The following is a 20,005-nucleotide window of genomic DNA, read 5'->3' as shown; positions in this document are numbered from 1 at the left end:
TGGGGAGCGTGGGGTGAAGTCGGTCTAGTTTTAGACTTGCAGGCGGAAACCTCGTGGGAGGATGGGGGCATGGTGCAGTTGCGGGTCGGGTTGGCGCAGGTGAACGTGACGGTGGGGGATCTTGCGGGGAACGCCGACGTCATCGTGCGGTGGGTGCGGCGGGGGGCCGAGGCGGGGGCGCATCTTTTGGTGTTTCCGGAGATGGCGCTGACCGGGTATCCGATCGAGGACCTTGCGCTGCGGGAGTCGTTCGCCGAGGCGTCGAAGGCGGCGCTGGTGCGGCTGGCGGGGCGGCTTGCTGACGCAGGGTGCGGGGAGGTGGCCTGTTGCGTGGGGTATCTGGATCTTGATGGGCAGGGGGCGCGGGACGCGGCGGCGGTGCTGTACCGGGGGGAGGTGGTGGCGCGGCAGTTCAAGCACCATCTGCCGAACTACGGGGTGTTCGACGAGCGGCGGCACTTCACCGCGGGGGCGGGCTTGGCGGTACTCACCATCCGGGGTGTGGAGGTCGGAATGGTGATCTGCGAGGACATCTGGCAGGACGGCGGGCCGGTCACCGAGTTGGGCCGGATCGGGGTCGATCTGGTCGTCTCGCCGAACGCCTCGCCGTATGAGCGGAAAAAAGACGACGTGCGGCTGGAGTTGGTGGCCAAGCGGGCGCGGGAGGCCGGGGCGCCGCTGCTCTACGCGAACCTGGTCGGCGGGCAGGACGAGCTGGTGTTCGACGGCGACTCGATCGTGGTCGCCGCGGACGGCACGCTGTTGGCCAGGGCGCCGCAGTTCGTGGAGCACCTGCTGCTGGTGGATCTGGACCTGCCGGGCGGTGCGCCGCGTGGCGAGCCGAGCGAGTTCACCGTGACCCGGCGGACGCTGTCCGCGGAGCCGGTGCCCGGATATCCCCCCGAGTACCCGCGGAACATCGCCGAGCCGCTGTCCGACGAGGCCGAGGAGTGGGCCGCGCTGGTCACCTGCCTGCGGGACTACGTGCACAAGAACGGGTTCCGGTCGGTGGTGCTGGGCCTGTCCGGCGGGATCGACTCGGCGGTGTGCGCCGCGCTGGCCGTGGACGCGCTGGGGGCGGACGCGGTGTACGGGGTGTCCATGCCGTCGGTGTACTCCTCGGAGCACTCCCGGTCCGACGCCGCCGAGCTGGCCCGGCGGACCGGCGTGCACTACGAGGTGCAGCCGATCGAGACGATGGTGGCGGCGTTCGTCGGCCAGCTGGGGCTGACCGGGCTGGCCGAGGAGAACGTGCAGGCCCGCTGCCGTGGCATGACCCTGATGGGGCTGTCCAATCAGCACGGGCACCTGGTGCTGGCCACCGGAAACAAGACCGAGCTGGCGGTCGGGTACTCGACGATCTACGGCGACGCGGTCGGCGGGTTCGCGCCGATCAAGGACGTGCTCAAGACCCGGGTCTGGGAGCTGGCCCGCTGGCGCAACGCGGCGGCCGAATGGCGCGGCGAGACCCCGCCGATCCCGGAGAGCTCGATCAGCAAGCCACCGTCCGCGGAGCTGCGGCCCGGGCAGCTGGACACCGACTCGCTGCCCGACTACAAGCTGCTCGACGACGTCCTTGACGACTACGTCGAGGGCGACCGGGGCTACGAGGACCTGCTGGCGGCCGGGTTCGAGCCGGAGCTGGTCCAGCGGGTGCTGCGGATGGTGGACCGCGCCGAGTTCAAGCGCCGGCAGTACCCGCCGGGCACGAAGATCACCTTCAAGGCGTTCGGCCGGGACCGCCGGCTGCCGATCACCAACGCCTGGCGGGAGGGCCAGGACGGCACTGTGCCGGAAACCACCTGATCGAGCGTGTGAGCCTCATCGCAACGTCATCCGCCGCGCGACCACGCGGTGCCACGCTGGTCCGGTAAACCCTCCAGGCGAACCCCGGGGACCCGCGACGCAGCGGGCTTCGAGGGGAAGGATGGTCGACGACGATGTCACACGAGATGGTCGCGCCGTACGGCACCGGACCTTCGGCCGCCGATCCGGCCAAGCCCGCCAAGCGGGTACGCATCCACCACCTGCGGGAGCTCAAGGAGCGCGGCGAGCCGTGGCCCATGCTCACCGCCTACGACATGTACACCGCCGAGCTGTTCGACGAGGCCGGCATCCCGGTCCTGCTGGTCGGCGACTCGGCGTCGAACAACGTCTACGGCTACGACACCTCGCTGCCGGTGACGGTGGACGAGTTGGTTCCGCTGGTCCGGGCCGTGACCCGGGCGGTGAAGCGCTCGCTCGTGGTGGCCGACCTGCCGTTCGGCTCCTACCAGCTCTCCCCCGAGCAGGCCCTGGCGACCGCCGTCCGGTTCATGAAGGAGGGCCGGGCGCACGCGGTGAAGCTCGAGGGCGGCCGGGCGTTCGCCGCGCACGTCAAGGCGATCACCACGGCCGGCGTGCCCGTTATGGGGCACATCGGATTCACCCCGCAGAGTGAACACAACCTGGGCGGTTATCGGGTGCAGGGCCGCGGCGACGCCGGCGAGGACGTCCTGGCCGACGCACTGGCCCTGCAGGAGGCCGGAGCCTTCGCCGTGGTCATGGAGATGGTGCCGGCCGAGGTCGCCAAGCGGGTGACCCACGAGCTGCACATTCCCACGGTCGGCATCGGCGCCGGTCCGGACTGCGACGCGCAGGTGCTGGTCTGGCAGGACATGGCGGGGCTGCGCCGCGGCAAGGCGCCGCGGTTCGTCAAGCGCTACGCCGACGTGGCCGGGGTGCTGCTCGGCGCGGCCCAGCAGTTCGCCGCCGACGTGCGCGGGCGGGAGTTCCCCGCCCCGGAGCACGTCTTCCACTGAAGCTTCACCGGCTGACCGGGAACCCGGCCCGGCCGGGTGGCATCGGCCACGCGGCCGGGTCGGGGCCCGAACAGCCGGCGCACGATGGCCGCGCGGTGCGCCCACGGGCGGGCCAGGCTGACCACCAGCCGGTACCGGTTGGGCCGGCGGGCGAACTCGGCCCGGTCGACGTTTCGGCGCCGAACTGCGCGGTCGTCGTACGCCGAGGCCAGAAGTCCGGCAGCATGACACCCATGCCCGGTTTCTACCCCGCGATCAACGCGCTGGACAGCGGCCTCCTCGAGGTCGGCGACGGCCACCAGATGTACTGGGAGGTCAGCGGAAACCCGGACGGCAAGCCGGTCGTGTTCCTGCACGGCGGGCCGGGCAGCGGCTCACATCCGTTGCAGCGCCGGATGTTCGACCCGAGTGCGTACCGGATCGTGCTGTTCGACCAGCGCGGCTGCGGGCGCAGCCGGCCGCACGTGCGCGACGCCGGAACCGAGCTGACCCACAACACCACCTGGCACCTGGTGGCCGACATGGAGCGGCTGCGGGCACACCTCGGCATCGAGCGCTGGCAACTGTTCGGCGGATCGTGGGGCGCGACGCTCGCGGTGGCGTACGCGCAGACGCACCCCGAGCGGGTCACCGAGATCGTGCTGCGCGGCGTGTTCCTGCTCCGGCAGGTCGAGCTGGACTGGATGTACGCCGGGGGCGCCGGAATGCTCTTTCCGGAGGCGTGGGCCGAGTTCGCCGGCGCGGTGCCGGCCGAGCACCGCGGCGACCTGCTGACCGGCTACCACCGGCTGATCGACGACCCGGACCCGCAGGTGCGCGCGGCGGCCGCCCTGGCCTGGAGCACCTGGGAGGGCGCGGCGGTCTCGCTGGTGCCCAACCCGCAGATGACCGCCGTGTACGCCGACCCGGCGTTCGCCGTGCCGTTCGCCCGGATCGCCCTGCACTACTTCGTCAACGCCGGGTGGCTGGACCCGGACCAGCTGATCCGGGACGCCGGCAAGCTCGCCGGGATCCCCGGCCGGATCGTGCAGGGCCGCTACGACGCCGTGACCCCGGCGCGCACCGCCTACGACCTGCACCGCGCCTGGCCCGGCTCCGAGCTTCAGCTACTCCCCCAGGCCGGCCACGCGGTCACCGACCCCGGCATGCTCGACGCCCTGGTCAGCGCCACCGACGACTTCCGCGCACGCTGACCGGCACCCCGGCGAAGGAACGGCAACCGGAATCGGGTTGGGGAACGAATTCGGGGTGCGGGCGGATTCGGATCGGTGTGGGGAGCGGATCGTGGTGTTGCAGTGGTTGGCGGTTGCGGCGGTGGCCGTGACATTCGTGGTGCGGGTGGTCATCAACTGGGAGAACCGGCCGCGGCGGGATCAGGGCAGGGCGGCCGAGAGCGCGGAGTGCGCGGGCACCAGGGAGGGGCCGCACCAGGTCAGGTAGCGGCCGTCGACCAGGGCGTGGCGGGAGCCGGGGAACGCTTCGGGGCCGTCGGTCGCGGTGAACTCGTAGGGCTCGTCGGGGAGGACGACCAGGTCGGCGGAGCCGGCCCGCAGGCGGGCGGTCAGCTCGTCGAGCGGGGGCCGGGGGTAGCGGTCGGGGTGGCCGGCGTAGGCGTTGTCGATGCCGAGGCGGCGCAGCACGTCGCCGGCGAAGGTGTCCCGGCCGAGCACGATCCACGGACGGCGCCAGACCGGGACGATCGCGGTGGCGCGGATCGGGGGCACGGGTCGCCAGAGGTCCTCGGCGCGGACCAGCCAGTCCGGTTCGGTGCGGCCGAGGCCCTGGGTGAGCAGGCGGCGCACCGAGCCGAGACCGGCCGGAACGGTGGCGGCGGCCGCGGTGACCCAGACCGGGACGCCGTCGGCCCGGATGCGGGCCACGTCCTCCGGCCGGTTCTCCTCGGCGTTGGCTACCACCAGATCCGGGCGGAGGTCCAGGACGGCGTCCACGGTGGGGTACTTCGACCCGCCGACCCGCGGCACGGACAGCTCCGGCGGATGGCTGCAGTAGTCGGTCGCCCCGACCAGCAGTCCGGGTGCGGTGGTCGCGATGGCGTCGGTCAGCGACGGCACCAGGCTGACCACCCGGGCCGGCGGACCGCGCAGCGGGACCGGCTCACCCAGATCGTCGCTCAGCAGCGCGGTTCACCTCCTCGGCCAGCACGTCGGCGTGGCAGCCGGCCGGCGCGCACCAGCAGCCGAGCGCCCGCCCGGTCGACTCCCCGGCGCGCAGCCGGTCCGCAAGGTCGGCCCGGCCGGCCAGCCATTCCCGGTACCGGCGGACCATGCCCGGCCGGTCGGTCGCCGCCTGGCGCAGGAACGGGTTGGCGAAGTCCGACTCCGGCCACTCGTGCCGGGGACCGGCGTGCCCGACGTAGCTGAGCAGATCCGCCTCGACCAGCCACGGCACCAGGTGCTTGTGCGGGCCGCCGCGGCGCACGTTGACCACCACCGTCCGGCCGTCGAGCACCGCGTAGCCGAGCGACCGCTCGGCCCGGCTCCAGCCACCGGATTCCGGCGGTAACCGGGTCATACGTCGGTGATCCGGATCCCGGCGTGCGCCTTGTACCGCCGGTTGATCGCGATCAGGTTGGCGGTCAGCGCCTCGATCTGACCCGCGTTGCGCAGCCGCCCGCCGTAGATGCCGCGCACTCCGGGGATCACGTCGGCGAGCGCGCGCACCAGGTCGGTCGCCTCCCGGTCGTCGCCGAGCACCAGCACGTCGGTGGCCACCTCGGCGATCGCCGGGTCGACCAGGTGCACCGCGGAGACGTGGTGGAACGCCGCGGTCACCCGGGAGTCCGGCAGCAGCTTCTCGGCCTGCTGGGCGGCGCTGCCCTCTGGCACGTGCAGCGCGTACGGGCCCTGCTTGTCGAAGCCGAGCGGGTTCACGCAGTCGATGACGATCTTGCCGGCCAGCTCGTCGCGCAGCGACTCGAGCAGTTCGCGGTGGCCCTCCCAGGGCACCGCCACCAGCACGACGTCGGCCGCCGCCGCGCAGCCCGCGTTGTCCAGGCCGGACACGGTCCCGCCGACCAGGGCGCGCAGCTCCTCGGCCGTGGCCTGCGCCCGCTCGGCCTTGCGCGATCCGATCACCACGGCCAGGCCCGCCGTTATCCAGCGCAGCGCCAGGCCCTTGCCCTGCGGACCGGTCCCACCGAGCACCCCGACCGTCAGACCGGTCACCTGGGACACGTCAACCCCTCTCCACCCGCTCGAACCGCACCCTGCGGATCCGCGCGTCCGCCTCGACCAGCCGGACCCGGATGCGTTCGCCTTCCGGCAACCCGTCGCCGTCACACTTGGCGATCACCGGCGGGTCGGTGAGGAAGACCTCGGCGGTGCCGCCGTCGGAGCGCAGCACCATGGCGTCGAACTCGCGGCCGATCTGGTCGCCGAGCACCCACGCCTCCACCTGGTCGAGACACGCCCGGTCCACTCGGGACGCCAGCGCATCGGACAGTTCCATCAACCGCGGCAGGTGAGGTAAAGCTTCCCGGACCCAGTCCGGCACCGCGCGCCCGGCCGACAGGCTCAGGCAGATCTCGGCGCCGAACCGGTCGACCAGGCGCCGCAGCGGGGCGGTCACGTGCGCGTACGGCGCGCCCAGCCCGGCGTGCGTGACCAGCCCCGGGGTGGTGCCGTCGAACACCGTGTAGCCGGCACCGCGCAGCAGCCGGGTCGCGTCCATGAACAGCGCCAGCGCCTCCGGACGCCGCGGGTCCAGGCCGGCCAGCAACCCCGCCGCTTCCATCTCGCGCGGCCAGTCGATGCCCAGCGACCGGGCCGAGCGACGCAGCCACTGCACCGCGCCGTTCTCCGGGTCGGGCAGCGTGCGCAGCACCCCGACCCCGGCCTCGAGCATCATCGCCGCCGCGGACATGCCGGTGAGCAGGGAGATCTCGGCGTTCCAGGCGTCCACCTCGGTGCGCGGCCGAAGCGCCAGCCGCCAGCCGCCTCGGCCGTCCGGCGAGACCTCCTGTTCGGGCAGTTGCAGCTCGACCGCGCCGCGCTGCACGGCGCGTTCCCGGCGCAGCCGGCCGAGCGCGGGCAGCGCGGCGATCGACGGGTGCGGGTTGCCCGAGCGCACGTCGGCCCGCACGGTCTCGTAGTCGAACTGCCGCACCGAGCGGACCAGCGCCCGGCGTACCCGGGCGGACACCGGCTCGCCGTCACCGTCGCAGTCGATCGTCCACAGCGCGGCCGGGCGCACCTGGCCGGGCAGCAGGCTGGCCGCGTCCTCGCTGAGCACGGTCGGGTGCAGGGGAACGTTGCCATCCGGCAGGTACATGGTCTGGCCGCGCCTGCGCACCTCGGCGTCCAGTGGACCGCCCGGGCTGACGAACCCGCCGAGATCGGCGATCGCGTACTGCACCCGGAAGCCGCCGGGCCGGGTCGCCACCAGCACGGCCTGGTCGAGGTCCTTCGAGCCGGGCGGGTCGATGGTCACCAGCGGCAGGTCGGTGGCGTCCTCCCGGTCGTGGGAGTCGCCCCGCTCCCACCCGGCCACCGCCTTCTCGGCCTCGGCCAGGACCGGATCCGGAAACTGCGACGGGAGGCCGAACTCGCTGCGGATGCCGGCGAAACCATCGCCGTCAGGGCCCGCCGCCGCCATGAATGCCACGTGCGCACCCTATCGGCCCCGCTGGCCGGGTTGGATTCGGAAGTTCCTCCGGACATCTGCAACTTGTGATCCGGAATTCAACCTCAGGACCAGTTGGTCTGCTGCTGGACCGGCGGCGCGGGGAAGCCACGCGGTGGGGTGTCCTGGTTGGCGTAGCTCTGGTCGGTGAGCAGCGGGTCGGGGCAGGAGATGAGCACCTCCACCGAATCCGGGTCGGCGATCGGTGGCCCGCCGCCGCGTCCCCGGTAGACGACCTCACCGTCGGCGTCGATCTCGACCAGGTAGCCGGCCTCGGCGAGTTGCTCCTCGTCCAGGTTGACCAGGCGCTCACGACGGGACGGCACCACCCGATAGGCCGGCCACGGCAGGTGCGCGTAGGCCTGGTGCAGCTCAGCCATGATCTGCACCAGCGCGTTCTGCCAGGGCAGCGGCATCTCCTCGAGCAGGGCCCTTGGCAGCACCGCGTAGGAATGCGTGATCCCCGGGCCGCCGTGGGCCAGGAAGTCACGCAGCGGCGTGCTGGAAGCCGGCGGGCCGACCGGACGAGGAATCGGATCGGAGGTGTACATGGTCACGGGTCTCCAGGCCCCCTCACTACACCCCGGGCCGGACGGCCTGGGGCATCAACTCGGCCTCGGTCCACCGCACCGGACGAATGTGGACCGGGACACCGGTCTGCTGTGCTTCCACGATCTTCCCGTCGCCCAGGTACATCGCGACGTGGTGGATGGTCGCTGGATTACTCGGATCGTACGCCCAAAACAGCAGGTCACCGGGCTGCGCCTGGTCGACAGGCAGCCAGGCGCCCGCTTTCCACTGCTCCCGGGAGGTGCGCGGCAGCATGATCCCGGCGGCCCGGTAGGACTGCAGCATCAGGCTGGAGCAGTCGAAGGAGTTCTGGTGCGTGATCGCCGCGCCCCACTGGTAGGGCTTGCCCTGCTGGCTCAACGCGAACTGGATGGCCGAGCCGGCCTGAGCGGTCGGCGCCGGCAACAGGTTGCCGACGCCCTCGCCGCAGCCGGTCGGGTCGGCCACCGCGCCGATCGCGCCGATCAGATGCGCGGCCATCGGCTCCCAGCGGTGGTAGCGGTCCGGAAACGCCGAGCGCTCCACGTCCTGCGCGGAGTCGCCGGGCCGCTGGTCGCGCCAGTTCGGCACCGCCTCGAGCACGTCGTAGAACTTGTTGATCGCGTACATCGGGTCGGTGACCTGCGCCGGGGTCCCCCATCCCATCGACGGACGCATCTGGAAGATGCCGAGCGAGTCGCGGTCACCGTAGTTCAGGCTGCGCAGCCCGGACTCGGTCATCCCGGCCTGGATCGCCACCTGCCAGGCCAGTGGCGGCAGCTCGCGCTGCCGGCCGATCGAGATGATCAGGGCGACGTTGCCGCGCTGCTCCTCGGTGAGCTTGCCCGCGTCCAGCGCGCCGCTGCCGACCGGGCCGCTGGTCACCGGGCCCAGCGCGGCGTTGCAGGTCAGCGACATGGCGCGGGCGATGTCGTTCTGCCGGTCCTCCTCGACGACGGTGTTGATCGCGCCGGTGCTCACCACCGCCGTGACTGCCGCTATGAGCAGGGTCCCGACCGCCAGTGCCGCGCGCATGTCATGCCTGCTCGTAGTGTGCGACCCGCCAGCCCTGCGGCGTGGCGATGACCAGGATCGACACCGTGCCGCCGTTCGTCGGCACGTTCACGTCAACGGACGAGGTGTAGGAGTCGGTGGCCACGGCCTTGCCGGTGACCGCGGTGGCCGCGATGTTGCGCGGGTCCACGCTGGACATCACGGCCAACTGCTCCTCGGTGGTGTACGCGCGCAGGCCCTCGAGCCACTGCTCGGTGCTCACGCCCTCGTGGTTCACCCACGCCGTGGCCCACTGGGTGGCGACTTCGAGCGCCTTGGGAGCGGGCGGGGCCGGGGTGGGCGCCTGGGTGGGGGTGCTGATCCGGGTCGGTAACGACGTCTGCGGCACCGTGGTGGTCGGCGGCGCGGCCGGACCGGTGGTGGCCGGGGCCGCCGCGGTGGAACCGGCGCCTGCGGTGCCGGCGGCGGGCTGGTCGGCCGAGCCGAGCAGCCGGGGCATCAGCAACCCGATGGTGAGCATGGCCGCGAAGACGATGAGGACCGTGGCGATCAGATGCCGGGGCGAGCGCATCGGCCAGCCCCACAGTCTCCGGTAGACCGCGGCGCGCCCGCGGTTGGTCCTGATCGGCATGTCATCTCACCACCGTGTCGGTGTACCGCGGAGCGTCGTACATCGGCAGGCGCCGGGGTGGGCGCGGGGTGGGGGCGGCCATTTCGATGCCGCGGGAGGGCCGGTAGACCACGTGCACCGGCCGGCCGGCGACCTCTTCGATGTCGGCCGGGCGCGGTGCGGTCGCACCGGAGGTCACGTCGTAGAACTCCGCCTCGCCACGCCGGCTGACCCGGGACGGCACCACCACGGCGTCCTCGGCCCGGTCCCAGCCGCGATCGGTCACCGGCGCGGTGTCCACCACCCGGCTCGGCACGCTGGCGCGCGCCACGACCGCTTGCCGGTCCCGCGGCGGGGACCCGGGCGACCCGGCCGGCTCCAGGTGGTACTGCGGTCCGGCCGCGGGCAGCGCCCTTGTCGTCCCCTCGGTGATCGCGGTCCTGGTGTCCAGCCGCTGCGCGGTGGCGGTGACCGGGTTGCTGGCCTCCGGTCGCGGCCGGCGGGTGCCCGGCACGCCGGAGCTGGCCGGGACCGGGTCGTCGCCGACGTCGCTGCCCCGCAGGTTCTGCCAGAACACGTCCTGCGGGGTGGGCTCGGTGGACTTGCGGCCGCGGAACTTGGAGAACAGCCCGCCGCGCGCTCCCGGCATCGCCGCACCGGCCGCGCCGACGGACAGCTCGACCATCTGCCACATCCGCCGCATCGGCCGGCCCACCGCCAGGAAGATGACGGTCACGATGGCCGCAAGCAGCATCTGGGTGAGCAGCGAGAGCTTGGCCTGCTCGGAGAAGATCAGCTGGAGGAACCGGAAGTGCACACCGGCCAGCATGGCCAGGACCAGCACGTTGAGGATGACCGCGCCGACCGCCTTGCCGACCCGGCGCAGGATGTCGTGGTGCAGCAGCGCGACCAGGCCGATGATCGGCGCGGTCAGCGTGAGGATGCGCAGCAACAGCTGGGCCAGCAGCACCGACAGCTTGGCGAACAGCTGGAACAGCGAGTAGACGATGGACTGCAGCATGGCCAGGAACCCGGAGCCGACCCGGCTGCCGTCGGTGCCCTTGAAGTAGCCGGTCGCCGGGCCGAGCTCGGTGGCGACCTTCTTGTAGTCCTCTTTCTTCGCGTTCTCCGCGGCGTTGTCGGCGTCCTTGCCCTGCCGGACGTCCTCCCAGGTCCAGGCCTGGGCATTGAGCAGCCGGGGCCCGAAGTCGGCCGCCTTGGGGTCGTCCGGGTTACCGAACTCGCCGCGCAGCCAGTTCTCGTAGACCACCTTGGTGTGCAGGTCGGTGGGCAGCACGTCGCGGGTGATCCGGTCCTCGTCCGGGTCGACGAACCCGGCCTGGATCCCGGTGGTGGTGTTGACGATCAGGTCGTCGATCCGGCCGTAGTTGTTCACCAGGACCAGGGTCGAGGCCGCGAGCCACATGCCGCCGAGCGCGAACAGCGTCCGCCGGCTCACCGTGGCCAGGTCGCCGCGCCAGATCTGGCGGAACAGCAGCACCGCGAGCACCAGCATGAACAGGCTGAACAGCTGGGTGAAGATGTTGTCGAAGACGGCGCTGGCCGCCTTGCCGATCTGCTCGTTCAGGCCGCCGAGCACGCCGCCGTTGAGCAGCGTGTAGTGCAGCGAGTTGGTGGCGCCGACGATGTTCTTGCCGACGTTGAACAGCTCGTTGCCGGCCCAGGTGTCGATCGTGGTGCTGGGATCGGTCACCGTCGTGGACAGCGGCCCGCAGTTGTCCTCGTAGACGTGCCAGATCATGCCGGCGTAGCCGTAGTTGAGGTACGGGCTGTTCGCCTCGCCCTGGCCCTGCGGCGGGTCGAGCGCGCCGACCATGCCCGAGCCGGGCCGTTCCGGGTTGGGGGCCTCGGCGCAGCTGTCCTGCGCCATGGCCGGCCCGCCGATCGCCAGGTTGAACCCGAGCACCGCGATCACCAGCAGCAGCGCCCGGCTACGGCCGCGCGACGCCGGCGTGCGCGGGGCACGCCTGTGCCGCCGCACCGCGATCAGCAGCGCGGCGACAAGCGCCAGCACGGTCAGTGTCATGCCGTCTCCTGGTTGGGTCCCGCTCGGCTTCCGCTCAGCGCGGTGTCCTCCCGGCTGCCGTTCGATGCCTGATGTCCGTTGGTCTCCTGGCCGGACGGCTCGACCACGACCGCCTCGATCTCGTCGTCGGTCAGCCCGAGCTCGAAGTCGGCGGCCATCTCGAACTCGAGGTCGGTCGGTTCGGCGGGCGGCACGGCCGGCGGCGGCTCGGGCTCGCGCCGCGGTTGCGGCTGCGCCGGGCGCGCCTCGGCGGAGGGCACCACGGCGGTGTCCCGCTTGGCGTCCGGGGTGGTGTCCAGCACGGTGCGCAGGTGGTCCAGGTGCGGGCCGGACAGGTCGATCCGGATCCGCTCAACACCGCCGGCGCCGTCGCCGAAGATGAACTGGCGCGGCGACATGTCCCGCTCCACCCCGCGGTCGGCGCCGGGGCGCCGGCCGAGGCTGGCCACCACCTGTTCGTAGCCGGCTCCGACCGGGACCTTGAGCAGCCGCAGCGCGTCGGCCTGGGCCTGGTCGTCGTCGAGCCGGCCGACGAACACCGAGTCCAGCAGCGCGACGAAGCCCTGGATCTTCAGGAAGTCCGCCGGGATCTGGCTGGACAGCAGCACCCGGACGTTCCATTTCCGGGAGTCGCGGGCGAACCGGTTCATCAGCACCCGGCCGGTGGGCACCTCGGACAGGAAGAACGCCTCGTCGATCCAGACGCCCTTGCGGGTGTCCTTGGGCCGCTCGTAGATCGAGCGCTGGGTGAGCCAGGCGGCCAGGTTGAGCATCTCGACCCCGAGCGCCTCGGCGTCGGTCCAGTGCTCGCGGCCCACGCCGTCCTTGGGCAGGGTCAGCCCGGCCATGGTGAGCACGGTGAGCCGGTCGTCGCGGGCCTCGCTGTACGGGTCGGCGTCGTGCTCGGGGATGAGCAGCGACATCCGTTCGCGCATCTCGTCGAGGAAGTCGGCGACCACGACGGCGTGCTCGCGGTGCTCGCTCGCGTCCCGGCGCAGCGCCTCGAACACCAGGCTGGGGTCGGCGTCCGGCCGGCCGCCGACCGTGCGGACCGCGCGCAGCAGCACGATCCGGGTCTGCGGCATCCGGGCCACGTCGTAGGGCAGCACGCCGGTGAGCACGTCGAGCACCAGCCGCCTGCGGGTGGCCGCGGTCAGCGCCTTCTCCCGGCGCCAGGCCCGTTCCGGGTGCTCCTCGTCCAGGAAGTGCTCGTACTCCGGCTCGGCCACCACCCGGTACGGGTTGAGGATCCCGGGCTGGGCGTTGAGCAGGTTGATCGGCCGGGCATAGGGCCGCAGCTCGGGCAGGTCGCACAGCCGGGCAAGCGGGCCGGACGGGTCCAGCACCGTCCAGTACGCCCCGGCCCGCAACGTCTTGTAGACCACGCCGCCACCCAGGAACGACTTGCCGCCGCCCAGCCCGGCCACCATCGCGGTCAACCCGGATCCGTCCCGGATCTCCTGCGCCATCCACGGATCCCAGGCCACCGGCCGACGGGTCGCGGTGCACGTCTCGCCGAGCAGGATCCCGCGCCGGTCACCCACCTCGGCGGTCGCCGTCGGCACCGCCGAGGCCGCCCAGATCACCGAACCCCGGCGCAGGTACGCGGCGGCGGCCAGCGACTCACCCGGGATGAACTCCCGGGCCAGCGCGTACTGCGCCTCCGGGTGCTCGATCGCGACCTTCGGCTTGTACAGGTCCAACAGCTGCTGGGCCAGCCGCAGCACGTCCCGCTCGGTCGGCCCGGACACCGCCAGCCGCCACCACGAGCGCACCCGGGTGGCCAGCGAGGTGAACCCCGAGGTCATCTCGTCGTCGATCTCCAGCACCCGGGACGCCTGCCGGGCCAGCGACTGCGGCGGCTCCAGCTCGTGCTCGTCGGTGTAGTGCTTGACCTGCGAGCGGACCTTGTTCATCTGCCGCTGCAATTCACCGGAGACATCCTCCGGCTTGCGCACGTAGATCCGCGCCGACCACTCGACCGAGGCCGGCAGCCGGTCCGCACGCTGCACCCACGGGTCGTCCACCTCGGGAATCTGCAGGCCGTGCATCAGCCCGACGGTGAGCACCGTGACGTGCCGCTCCACCCCGGCGTTGGATCCGGTGCGGCCGCGCACGGTCAGCGTCGGGGCGTAGGGCTCCTGGTGATAGTCGGCCGCGTCGGTGAAGCTGGCCAGGTCCTCCGGCTCCCACGCCGCGCCCGGCACCGCCGGCAGGTTGCGCGGCGCCGGCAGGCCCAGCGAGCAGGACCGGTGCATCAGCCAGGACATCTCCTCCGCACGCGCCGGGCGACCCTCCAGCCCGGCGCCGCCGAGCACCTGGTCGAGGTGCTCCACCTCGCTGTCCAGCGCCGCCAGCTCGGCGTCCACCGCGGCCGGGAACACCTTGCGCAGCAACGGCGCGGCCCGCTCCACCGCCCGGTCGACCATGTTGCGGGTCTGCACCTGGACGCCGAGGTAGACCTCCTTCTCGGCCATCGACCGGCCCATCAGCTGCTGCTGCTCGCCGACCAGGTAGTCGTCGAAGGACAACGCGCCCGGCGTGTCCGGCATCCGGTTCACCGCGTTGTGTACGTGCGCCTCGGCCCACATCCGGATCGGGTACGGCCGGGTGGTCACCCGCAGGTGCATCCAGCGCCCGGCCAGCTCGGCGTACTGACCGGCGATCGCCGCGATCAGATCCTGGCGCTGTGAGTCCGAGCGAAACGACCAGCGCTGCGGCGCCAACCGGTACCAGGCGTACACGTCGTGCCCGGTACGCAGCAGATGGCCGTCGATACTGCGCGCGGCGATCGCCGGGGTGTAGTCGGGAATGGACTGCTCGCCGGGCAGCCGCCGGTTGCTCTTGCCGTTGCGGGAACCGTTCACGGAGTTGGGCTCTGGTTGTTTCGTCGAGTAGGGCGCCGGGTAGGAATCGGACAGGTCGGGGGCGGCGTGCCGGCCGTAGTTCGCCTGCTGCGGCATATTCGCGGCCGGATAGTGAGTCAGCAACTTGGGCTGCTTCTTACGGCCAAACACCGCCCACCTCCGAGGGACGGGCCAGGCCGGTTCCTGGCGGAAGGGCGGCGACCGCGCGTGTGGAACGGCCACGCCGGCGAGGTTTGCGACGTGGCCGTTCGGTCCGCACCCGGATCGCGGATGCGCTGACCGCACCTCCGCGTCCGGAGACGACCTCCCGAGGTGCGTTGAGCTCCCGGAGCCACATGGTCAGCACCGCGGTGAGCGGCCGCTCGTGGCTGATCCGCCCACAGATGACCATGGTGAGCCCGATGGTGACCACGAGACCCCAGGCGATCGACCAGAACAGGCTGACCCCGACCTGCCGGAAGATCGTCAGTACGACCAGGAAGACAACGGTGCCGACGCCCCACGCCACATACCGGGCGCGCCACGGAAACGTTGCCCTCGGCGGGCCGAGCCACACTGCGTCGACGCGGTAGACCTCGTCGTCGGTGCGAATACGCACGGGGTCCCCCTCGACGTTAGCCCGTGAACAGGCCGGCTATCCACGTTCCGATGTCCTTGCCGGCGTCGGTCGTCACGGCCAGGCCGATGATGGCCAGGGCGACGATCACGCCACCGAGCCGCCGCATGACGCCTGCGTTGTCGCCTTTTCCGCCGCCCAGCCACAGGAGCAGAAGCGCGACCACGAGCAGCAGCAGCGGAATGATGTTGTTCAGAATCCAGTCCCGGACACCTCCGGTGCCCAGCTCACCCTGTTGTGCGAGGGTGTCGAGGGTGGCCATGGCGATCATGTCTGACTCCCAAGTGCGTGGAGCGGATTTGTCATGATGCTCCTACGCCGCCGGTTCTGCAGTCCTTGACGAGTAGACCATGTGACGAGGGGTAGCGGCGATAGCGCGCTCCGTATTGCACCCTAACCGCTCCCTCCCACCTGGTCGGGCTCCCTACACGACACATCCGGGTGGATGGTGTGCGTTCTCGTTGTACGTCACGTTCGGGATCGTTTGGCCAGCTTGTGACCATTTCACCCGTATGCGGCACAGCACTCACCCTAGGTGGCCAATAACTCGTATCAAAGCGTTCCGTCCCGCAGATTCTTTACTCCGTTCGCAGGACGGTGCGATGCAGTGGTACCGGAGACGTGGGGCGAGCCGGCATGTAAGCCGGATCCTGTTCCACTACGCTATTCGGCGTAGCGGTGGCGGCCATCCATCTAGGCCTGCCGTCACCGGCAGGCTCGTGCGGCCTACCCGCAGGCATCGGGCGGGCCACCCTCGATCGCCTGCGCAGGAGCTTGCGCTCCCTCTTGGCCTTGCTCCGGGTGGGGTTTACCGAGCCACCCCGGTCACCCGGGATGCTGGTGGGCTCTTACCCCACCGTTTCACCCTTACCCGGTGTTGCCACCGGGCGGTCTGTTCTCTGTGGCACTGTCCCGCGGCTCACGCCGGGTTGCCGTTAACAACCACCCTGCCCTGCGGAGTCCGGACTTTCCTCGTCGGCGGGTTTCCCCGACCGCCGCGGCCGCCCTGCCGACTCGCCCTTCAGAAGGGTACCTGCCGATTCAGGTGGGATGTGTCGTTGACCAGCCGGACGGAGGCGTTGCCGTCCGGGTAGAACTCCACGACCGACAGCGAGGCGAGGTCCAGATGTAGCCGGAACAGCAACGATGGTCCGGCATCCAGGCCCATGCGCAAGATCGATTTGATCGGTGTGACGTGCGAGACAATCACGATCGTCGTTCCCCCGTGCGCCGCGATCAGCTCGTCGCGGACCCGGCGGACCCGGTGGTGCACCGCATCGAAGCTCTCCCCGTCCGGTGCCGGCACCGAACTGTCGGCCACCCACCGGCGGTGCAGCTCCGGGTCGCGCTCGGCAGCCTCGGCGAAGCTGAGCCCTTCCCAGCGGCCGAAATCGGTCTCAAGTAAACCGGTGTGGGTGACCACGTGTCCGCCGACCGCCTCGGCGACCGCCTGCGCGGTCTGCACCGCGCGGCCCAGCGCCGAGGACATGATCGGCGTTGCCGGACCGATTCCGTCTATTGTGGACAGCCGGAGGGCGGCGGCCTTGGCCTGCCGCTCGCCGGCGTCGGTCAGCGGCACCTCGCCGCGGCCGGAATAGCGGCGCTGCACCGAAAGCGCGGTCTGACCGTGCCGGAGCAGCAGGAACCGGGTCGGGGTGCCCTTGGCACCGGTCCAGCGGACGGGCTGCGGCTCAGCCCGGCCGGCTTTTCCCGGCACGATCCCGGCCTGGGCGTCCATGGCCTGGTTGGCCAGCCGGTCGGCGTGCTTGTTCTGCTCGCGCGGGATCCACTCGTAGCGGATCCGGCCGAACCCCCTGGCGATCTTCTGCGCCTCCAGGGCCAGCGGCTGCAGCGCGGCGTGCTTGATCTTCCACCGGCCGGACATCTGCTCGACCACGAGCTTGGAGTCCATCCGGACGTCGACGATGTCCGCGCCAAGATCGGCCGCCGCCCGCAGGCCGGCGACCAGTCCCCGGTACTCGGCGACGTTGTTGGTGGCCACGCCGATCCCCTCGGCCCGCTCGGCGAGCACCTCCCCGGTCCCGGCGTCGCGCACCACCGCGCCGTATCCGGCCGGCCCCGGGTTTCCCCGGGACCCGCCGTCGGCCTCGATGACCACTTTTCGGCTCATTGCCACACCTCGCAAGCTCGGTGCTGGCCGACCCCGCCGCCTCGCAGGCTCGGCGGCGGGGCAGTGTTCGATGGTTCGCTCACAGGCCGGACTCCGCGGTACGCACCAGGATGGCGCCGCACTCCTCGCAGGTGACCACCTCGTCCGCGGGGGCGGCGGCGATCCGGGACAGGGCGCTGCGGTCCAGCTCCAGCCGGCACGCCCCGCACCGGCGGGCGCGCAACAGCGCCGCGCCGATCCCCTTGACCTTGCGGACCCGGTCGTAGAGCGCCAGCACGGGCTCGGGCAGCTTGGGCAGCAGGGTGGCCCGCTCGGCGTCCCGGCGCGCCTGGATGGTGTCCAGGTCGGCGAGCGCGGCGTCCCGGCGGCGGGCCGCGTCGGCCAGTGCCTCCTCCGCCTTGGCCAGTTCGACCCCGGCGTGCTGGGTGTCCAGCTCGATCGCCTCGCGCCGCTCCATCAGCTCGAGCAGGTCGTCCTCAAGGCTGGTCTGCCGGCGCTCCAGCGTGGCCAGCTCGTGCTCGAGATCGGTGAGCTGCTTGGGGGACACGGTGCCGCCGGTGAGCAGGCCGCGGTCCCGGTCCTCGCGGGCCCGCACCGCGTCGATCTCCTTCTCCTGCCGCTTCACCTCGCGGTCCAGATCGGTCAGCGTGGTCTGGATGGACACCTGGGCATCCCGCCTGGTGCGCACCGCCAGTTCGGCGGCGGCGATCTCGGCCAGCTCCGGCAAGGTCCGGCGGCGGTGCTCGACCCGGCCCAGCTCGGCGTCGACCTCGGCCAGTTCGAGCAGCCGGCGCTGCACGGCGGGATCGGCTTTCACGCTGGGTCCCTCCCTCGCTCTTGTCCCACGCGCACCGTCCAGGGATCGGTGCGACGAAGGGAAACGTGGATGTCGACGTTACCGTCGATCGCGGCGCGCAGGACGCCGGCCGCCTGTTCGCACCACGGCCATTCGCTGGCCCAGTGCGCCACGTCGACCAGCGCCGGTGCGCCGGCCTTCGCCAGGTGCTCGCCGGCCGGATGGTGCCGCAGATCGGCGGTGACGTAGGCGTCGACGCCGGCCGCCAGCGCCGCGTCGAGGTAGGAGTCGCCGGCCCCGCCGGACACCGCGACCGTCGCGACCGGCCGGTCCGGGTCGCCGGTCGCCCGCACGCCCTGGGCGGTCGCCGGCAGCGCGTCGGCGACCCGCCGGACGAACGCCCGCAACGGTTCCGGGGCGGGCAGCGTGCCGATCCGCCCGATCCCGGTGCGCCCGTCCTCGTTCGGGTTCAGCGGCCCGGTCACGGTCAGGCCGAGCGCGCCGGCCAGCGCGTCCGAGACCCCGGGGTCGGCGGCGTCGGCGTTGGTGTGCGCGCAGAACAGCGCGACGCCGCCGCGCACCATCCGGTGCACCAGGCCGCCCTTCGGGGTGTCCGCCGGCACCCCGTGCACCCCGCGCAGCAGCAGCGGGTGGTGCGCCACGATCAGCTCGCACTCCAGCTCGAGCGCTTCGTCCACTGTGGACTCGACCGGGTCGACGCAGACCAGGATGCGGGACACCGGCTCGTCCGGGTCGCCGCAGACCAGGCCGACCGCGTCCCAGGATTCGGCCAGCCGTGGCGGGTACGCGGCCTCAAGGGCCTGGACGGCATCGGCGATCCTCACAGCAGCACCTCGACCGCGCTGGCCGCCCGCAGCGCGGCCACCAGCGGCGCCGCCCGGCCGGGGGAACGCACGGCCACCCGGATGTGGTCGGCGGTCAGACCGGGGAACGTGTCCGCCCGGCGGACCGCGATGCCCCGGCGGCGCAGGGCGGCCCGGACCCGCGCACCGTCCGGAACGCGCAGCAGCAGGAACGGCGCGGCGGCCGGGCCGTGCACGGACACCCCCGGCAGGACGGTCAGCTCGGCGGCCAGTCGCTCGCGGTGCCCGGCCAGCTCGGTCGCGGCACGGCCCGCCTCGGCGACGGCCGGCGGCTCGCTGCACGCGGTCACCGCCTCCAGCACCAGGGTGCCGACCGGCCACTGTGGACGGTGCGCGGCCAGCCGGGCCAGCAGCGCGGGGTCGCCGAGCGCGTAGCCGGCGCGCAGGCCGGGCAGCGCCCAGGTCTTGGTCAGGCTGCGCAGCACGATCAGCCCCGGCACGCCTGCGGCCCCGGCCAGCGAGCCGGTCTCGCCGGGGACGGCGTCCATGAACGCCTCGTCCACCAGCAGCACCCGGCCCGGCCGGGCGATCGACCGCAGCACCGCCGCCGGGTGCAGCACCGAGGTCGGGTTGGTCGGGTTGCCGACGACGACCAGGTCCGCCGCCGCCGGGATCAGCTCGGGCCGCAGCCGGTAACCGTCCTCGCCGGTCAGGACGACCCGGTGCACCGGCACGCCGGCAGCGCGCAGCGCGACCTCCGGCTCGGTGAACGACGGGTGCACGATCGCGGCCAGCGTCGGACGCAGGCTCGGCAGCAGCGCGAAGCCCTCGGCGGCGCCGGCCAGCACCAGCACCTCGCTCGGCGCCCGGCCGTGCCGGCCGGCCACCGCGGCCCTGGCCCTGGCGTCGTCCGCGGCGCCGGGGTACCTGCCGATCCGGTCCAGCGCTGCGGCCAGCCGGTCGAGCAGCCAGCGTGGCGGCGCCTCGTCGCGGACGTTGACCGCGAAGTCGAGCAACCCGGGCTCGGCGTCCACATCGCCGTGATGGCGAAGCGGATCGGTCAGGTCATGGGTCATCGCGGCGAGTCTAGTGACGGCGCCTACGGTTGA

18 protein-coding genes and 1 other RNA gene are annotated in these 20,005 nt (G+C 72.2%); 3 read left to right on the top strand and 16 right to left on the bottom strand.

The features are described 5' to 3' along the window. The first annotated feature begins 69 nt into the window (after positions 1-69). From VFV67_RS10960 to pip, 3 genes are all read left to right on the top strand, one after another. On the top strand, positions 70-1,806 hold the full coding sequence (locus VFV67_RS10960; protein WP_326469289.1) for an NAD+ synthase: 1,737 nt from the start codon (positions 70-72) through the stop codon (positions 1,804-1,806). A gap of 134 nt (positions 1,807-1,940) precedes the next feature. Beyond that, the gene (panB, locus tag VFV67_RS10955; protein WP_326469287.1) at positions 1,941-2,801 is read left to right on the top strand and encodes a 3-methyl-2-oxobutanoate hydroxymethyltransferase; all 861 of its coding nucleotides are present in this window, start codon (positions 1,941-1,943) and stop codon (positions 2,799-2,801) included. A 233-nt stretch (positions 2,802-3,034) separates the two neighbouring features. Further along, the gene (pip, locus tag VFV67_RS10950) at positions 3,035-3,994 is read left to right on the top strand and encodes a prolyl aminopeptidase (protein WP_326469284.1); all 960 of its coding nucleotides are present in this window, start codon (positions 3,035-3,037) and stop codon (positions 3,992-3,994) included. A gap of 180 nt (positions 3,995-4,174) precedes the next feature. Here pip and VFV67_RS10945 read toward each other — a convergent pair whose 3' ends face one another. The 16 genes from VFV67_RS10945 to cobC all read right to left on the bottom strand — a co-directional run bounded on the left by VFV67_RS10945 (position 4,175) and on the right by cobC (position 19,972). Then, positions 4,175-4,936 (bottom strand): helical backbone metal receptor, encoded by a 762-nt coding sequence (locus VFV67_RS10945; RefSeq protein ID WP_326469303.1) that lies wholly within the window; start codon positions 4,934-4,936, stop codon positions 4,175-4,177. Beyond that, entirely contained in the window at positions 4,917-5,333 is a 417-nt protein-coding gene (locus VFV67_RS10940) for a DUF4326 domain-containing protein (RefSeq protein WP_326469282.1), read from the bottom strand. Before VFV67_RS10940 ends, VFV67_RS10945 begins: the two co-directional genes overlap by 20 nt. Beyond that, positions 5,330-5,995 (bottom strand): NADPH-dependent F420 reductase, encoded by a 666-nt coding sequence (gene npdG / locus VFV67_RS10935; RefSeq protein ID WP_326469279.1) that lies wholly within the window; start codon positions 5,993-5,995, stop codon positions 5,330-5,332. The genes VFV67_RS10940 and npdG overlap by 4 nt, the downstream gene beginning before the upstream one ends. Before the next feature lies 1 nt (position 5,996). Next, positions 5,997-7,415 (bottom strand): RNB domain-containing ribonuclease, encoded by a 1,419-nt coding sequence (locus VFV67_RS10930; RefSeq protein WP_326469301.1) that lies wholly within the window; start codon positions 7,413-7,415, stop codon positions 5,997-5,999. Positions 7,416-7,507: 92 nt separating this feature from the next. After that, a complete protein-coding gene (locus VFV67_RS10925) occupies positions 7,508-7,993 on the bottom strand; it encodes a hypothetical protein (RefSeq protein WP_326469299.1) in 486 nt (161 codons plus the stop codon). Positions 7,994-8,018: 25 nt separating this feature from the next. Beyond that, complete coding sequence (locus tag VFV67_RS10920; RefSeq protein WP_326469277.1) at positions 8,019-9,026, bottom strand: C40 family peptidase; 1,008 nt, start codon at positions 9,024-9,026, stop codon at positions 8,019-8,021. Between the two features lies 1 nt (position 9,027). Beyond that, positions 9,028-9,636 (bottom strand): hypothetical protein, encoded by a 609-nt coding sequence (locus VFV67_RS10915; RefSeq protein ID WP_326469275.1) that lies wholly within the window; start codon positions 9,634-9,636, stop codon positions 9,028-9,030. A 1-nt stretch (position 9,637) separates the two neighbouring features. Next, complete coding sequence (locus tag VFV67_RS10910) at positions 9,638-11,662, bottom strand: magnesium transporter (protein WP_326469273.1); 2,025 nt, start codon at positions 11,660-11,662, stop codon at positions 9,638-9,640. After that, complete coding sequence (locus VFV67_RS10905) at positions 11,659-14,625, bottom strand: ATP-binding protein (protein WP_414636227.1); 2,967 nt, start codon at positions 14,623-14,625, stop codon at positions 11,659-11,661. Before VFV67_RS10905 ends, VFV67_RS10910 begins: the two co-directional genes overlap by 4 nt. 40 nt (positions 14,626-14,665) lie before the next feature. Further along, positions 14,666-15,127, bottom strand: a complete 462-nt coding sequence (locus VFV67_RS10900) for a hypothetical protein (protein WP_326469269.1) — start codon at positions 15,125-15,127, stop codon at positions 14,666-14,668. A gap of 16 nt (positions 15,128-15,143) precedes the next feature. After that, complete coding sequence (locus tag VFV67_RS10895; RefSeq protein WP_326469267.1) at positions 15,144-15,416, bottom strand: hypothetical protein; 273 nt, start codon at positions 15,414-15,416, stop codon at positions 15,144-15,146. Positions 15,417-15,768: 352 nt separating this feature from the next. Continuing rightward, an RNA gene (rnpB, locus tag VFV67_RS10890) (RNase P RNA component class A) lies at positions 15,769-16,162 on the bottom strand. A 4-nt stretch (positions 16,163-16,166) separates the two neighbouring features. Further along, on the bottom strand, positions 16,167-17,276 hold the full coding sequence (locus tag VFV67_RS10885) for a bifunctional RNase H/acid phosphatase (protein ID WP_326469265.1): 1,110 nt from the start codon (positions 17,274-17,276) through the stop codon (positions 16,167-16,169). Positions 17,277-17,355: 79 nt separating this feature from the next. After that, positions 17,356-18,093, bottom strand: coding sequence for a zinc ribbon domain-containing protein (locus VFV67_RS10880; RefSeq protein WP_326469263.1), 738 nt, complete (start codon positions 18,091-18,093; stop codon positions 17,356-17,358). Then, the gene (locus VFV67_RS10875) at positions 18,090-18,917 is read right to left on the bottom strand and encodes a Nif3-like dinuclear metal center hexameric protein (protein ID WP_414636226.1); all 828 of its coding nucleotides are present in this window, start codon (positions 18,915-18,917) and stop codon (positions 18,090-18,092) included. Before VFV67_RS10875 ends, VFV67_RS10880 begins: the two co-directional genes overlap by 4 nt. After that, positions 18,914-19,972, bottom strand: a complete 1,059-nt coding sequence (gene cobC / locus VFV67_RS10870) for an Rv2231c family pyridoxal phosphate-dependent protein CobC (protein ID WP_326469261.1) — start codon at positions 19,970-19,972, stop codon at positions 18,914-18,916. Before cobC ends, VFV67_RS10875 begins: the two co-directional genes overlap by 4 nt. Between the last annotated feature and the right edge of the window lie 33 nt (positions 19,973-20,005).

The sequence above is a fragment of the Actinophytocola sp. genome (assembly GCF_035762905.1).
Taxonomy (GTDB): Bacteria; Actinomycetota; Actinomycetes; order Mycobacteriales; family Pseudonocardiaceae; genus DASYTH01.
The sequence above is the reverse complement of the archived record's forward strand: the minus strand, read 5'-3'. Positions and strand labels throughout refer to the sequence as shown.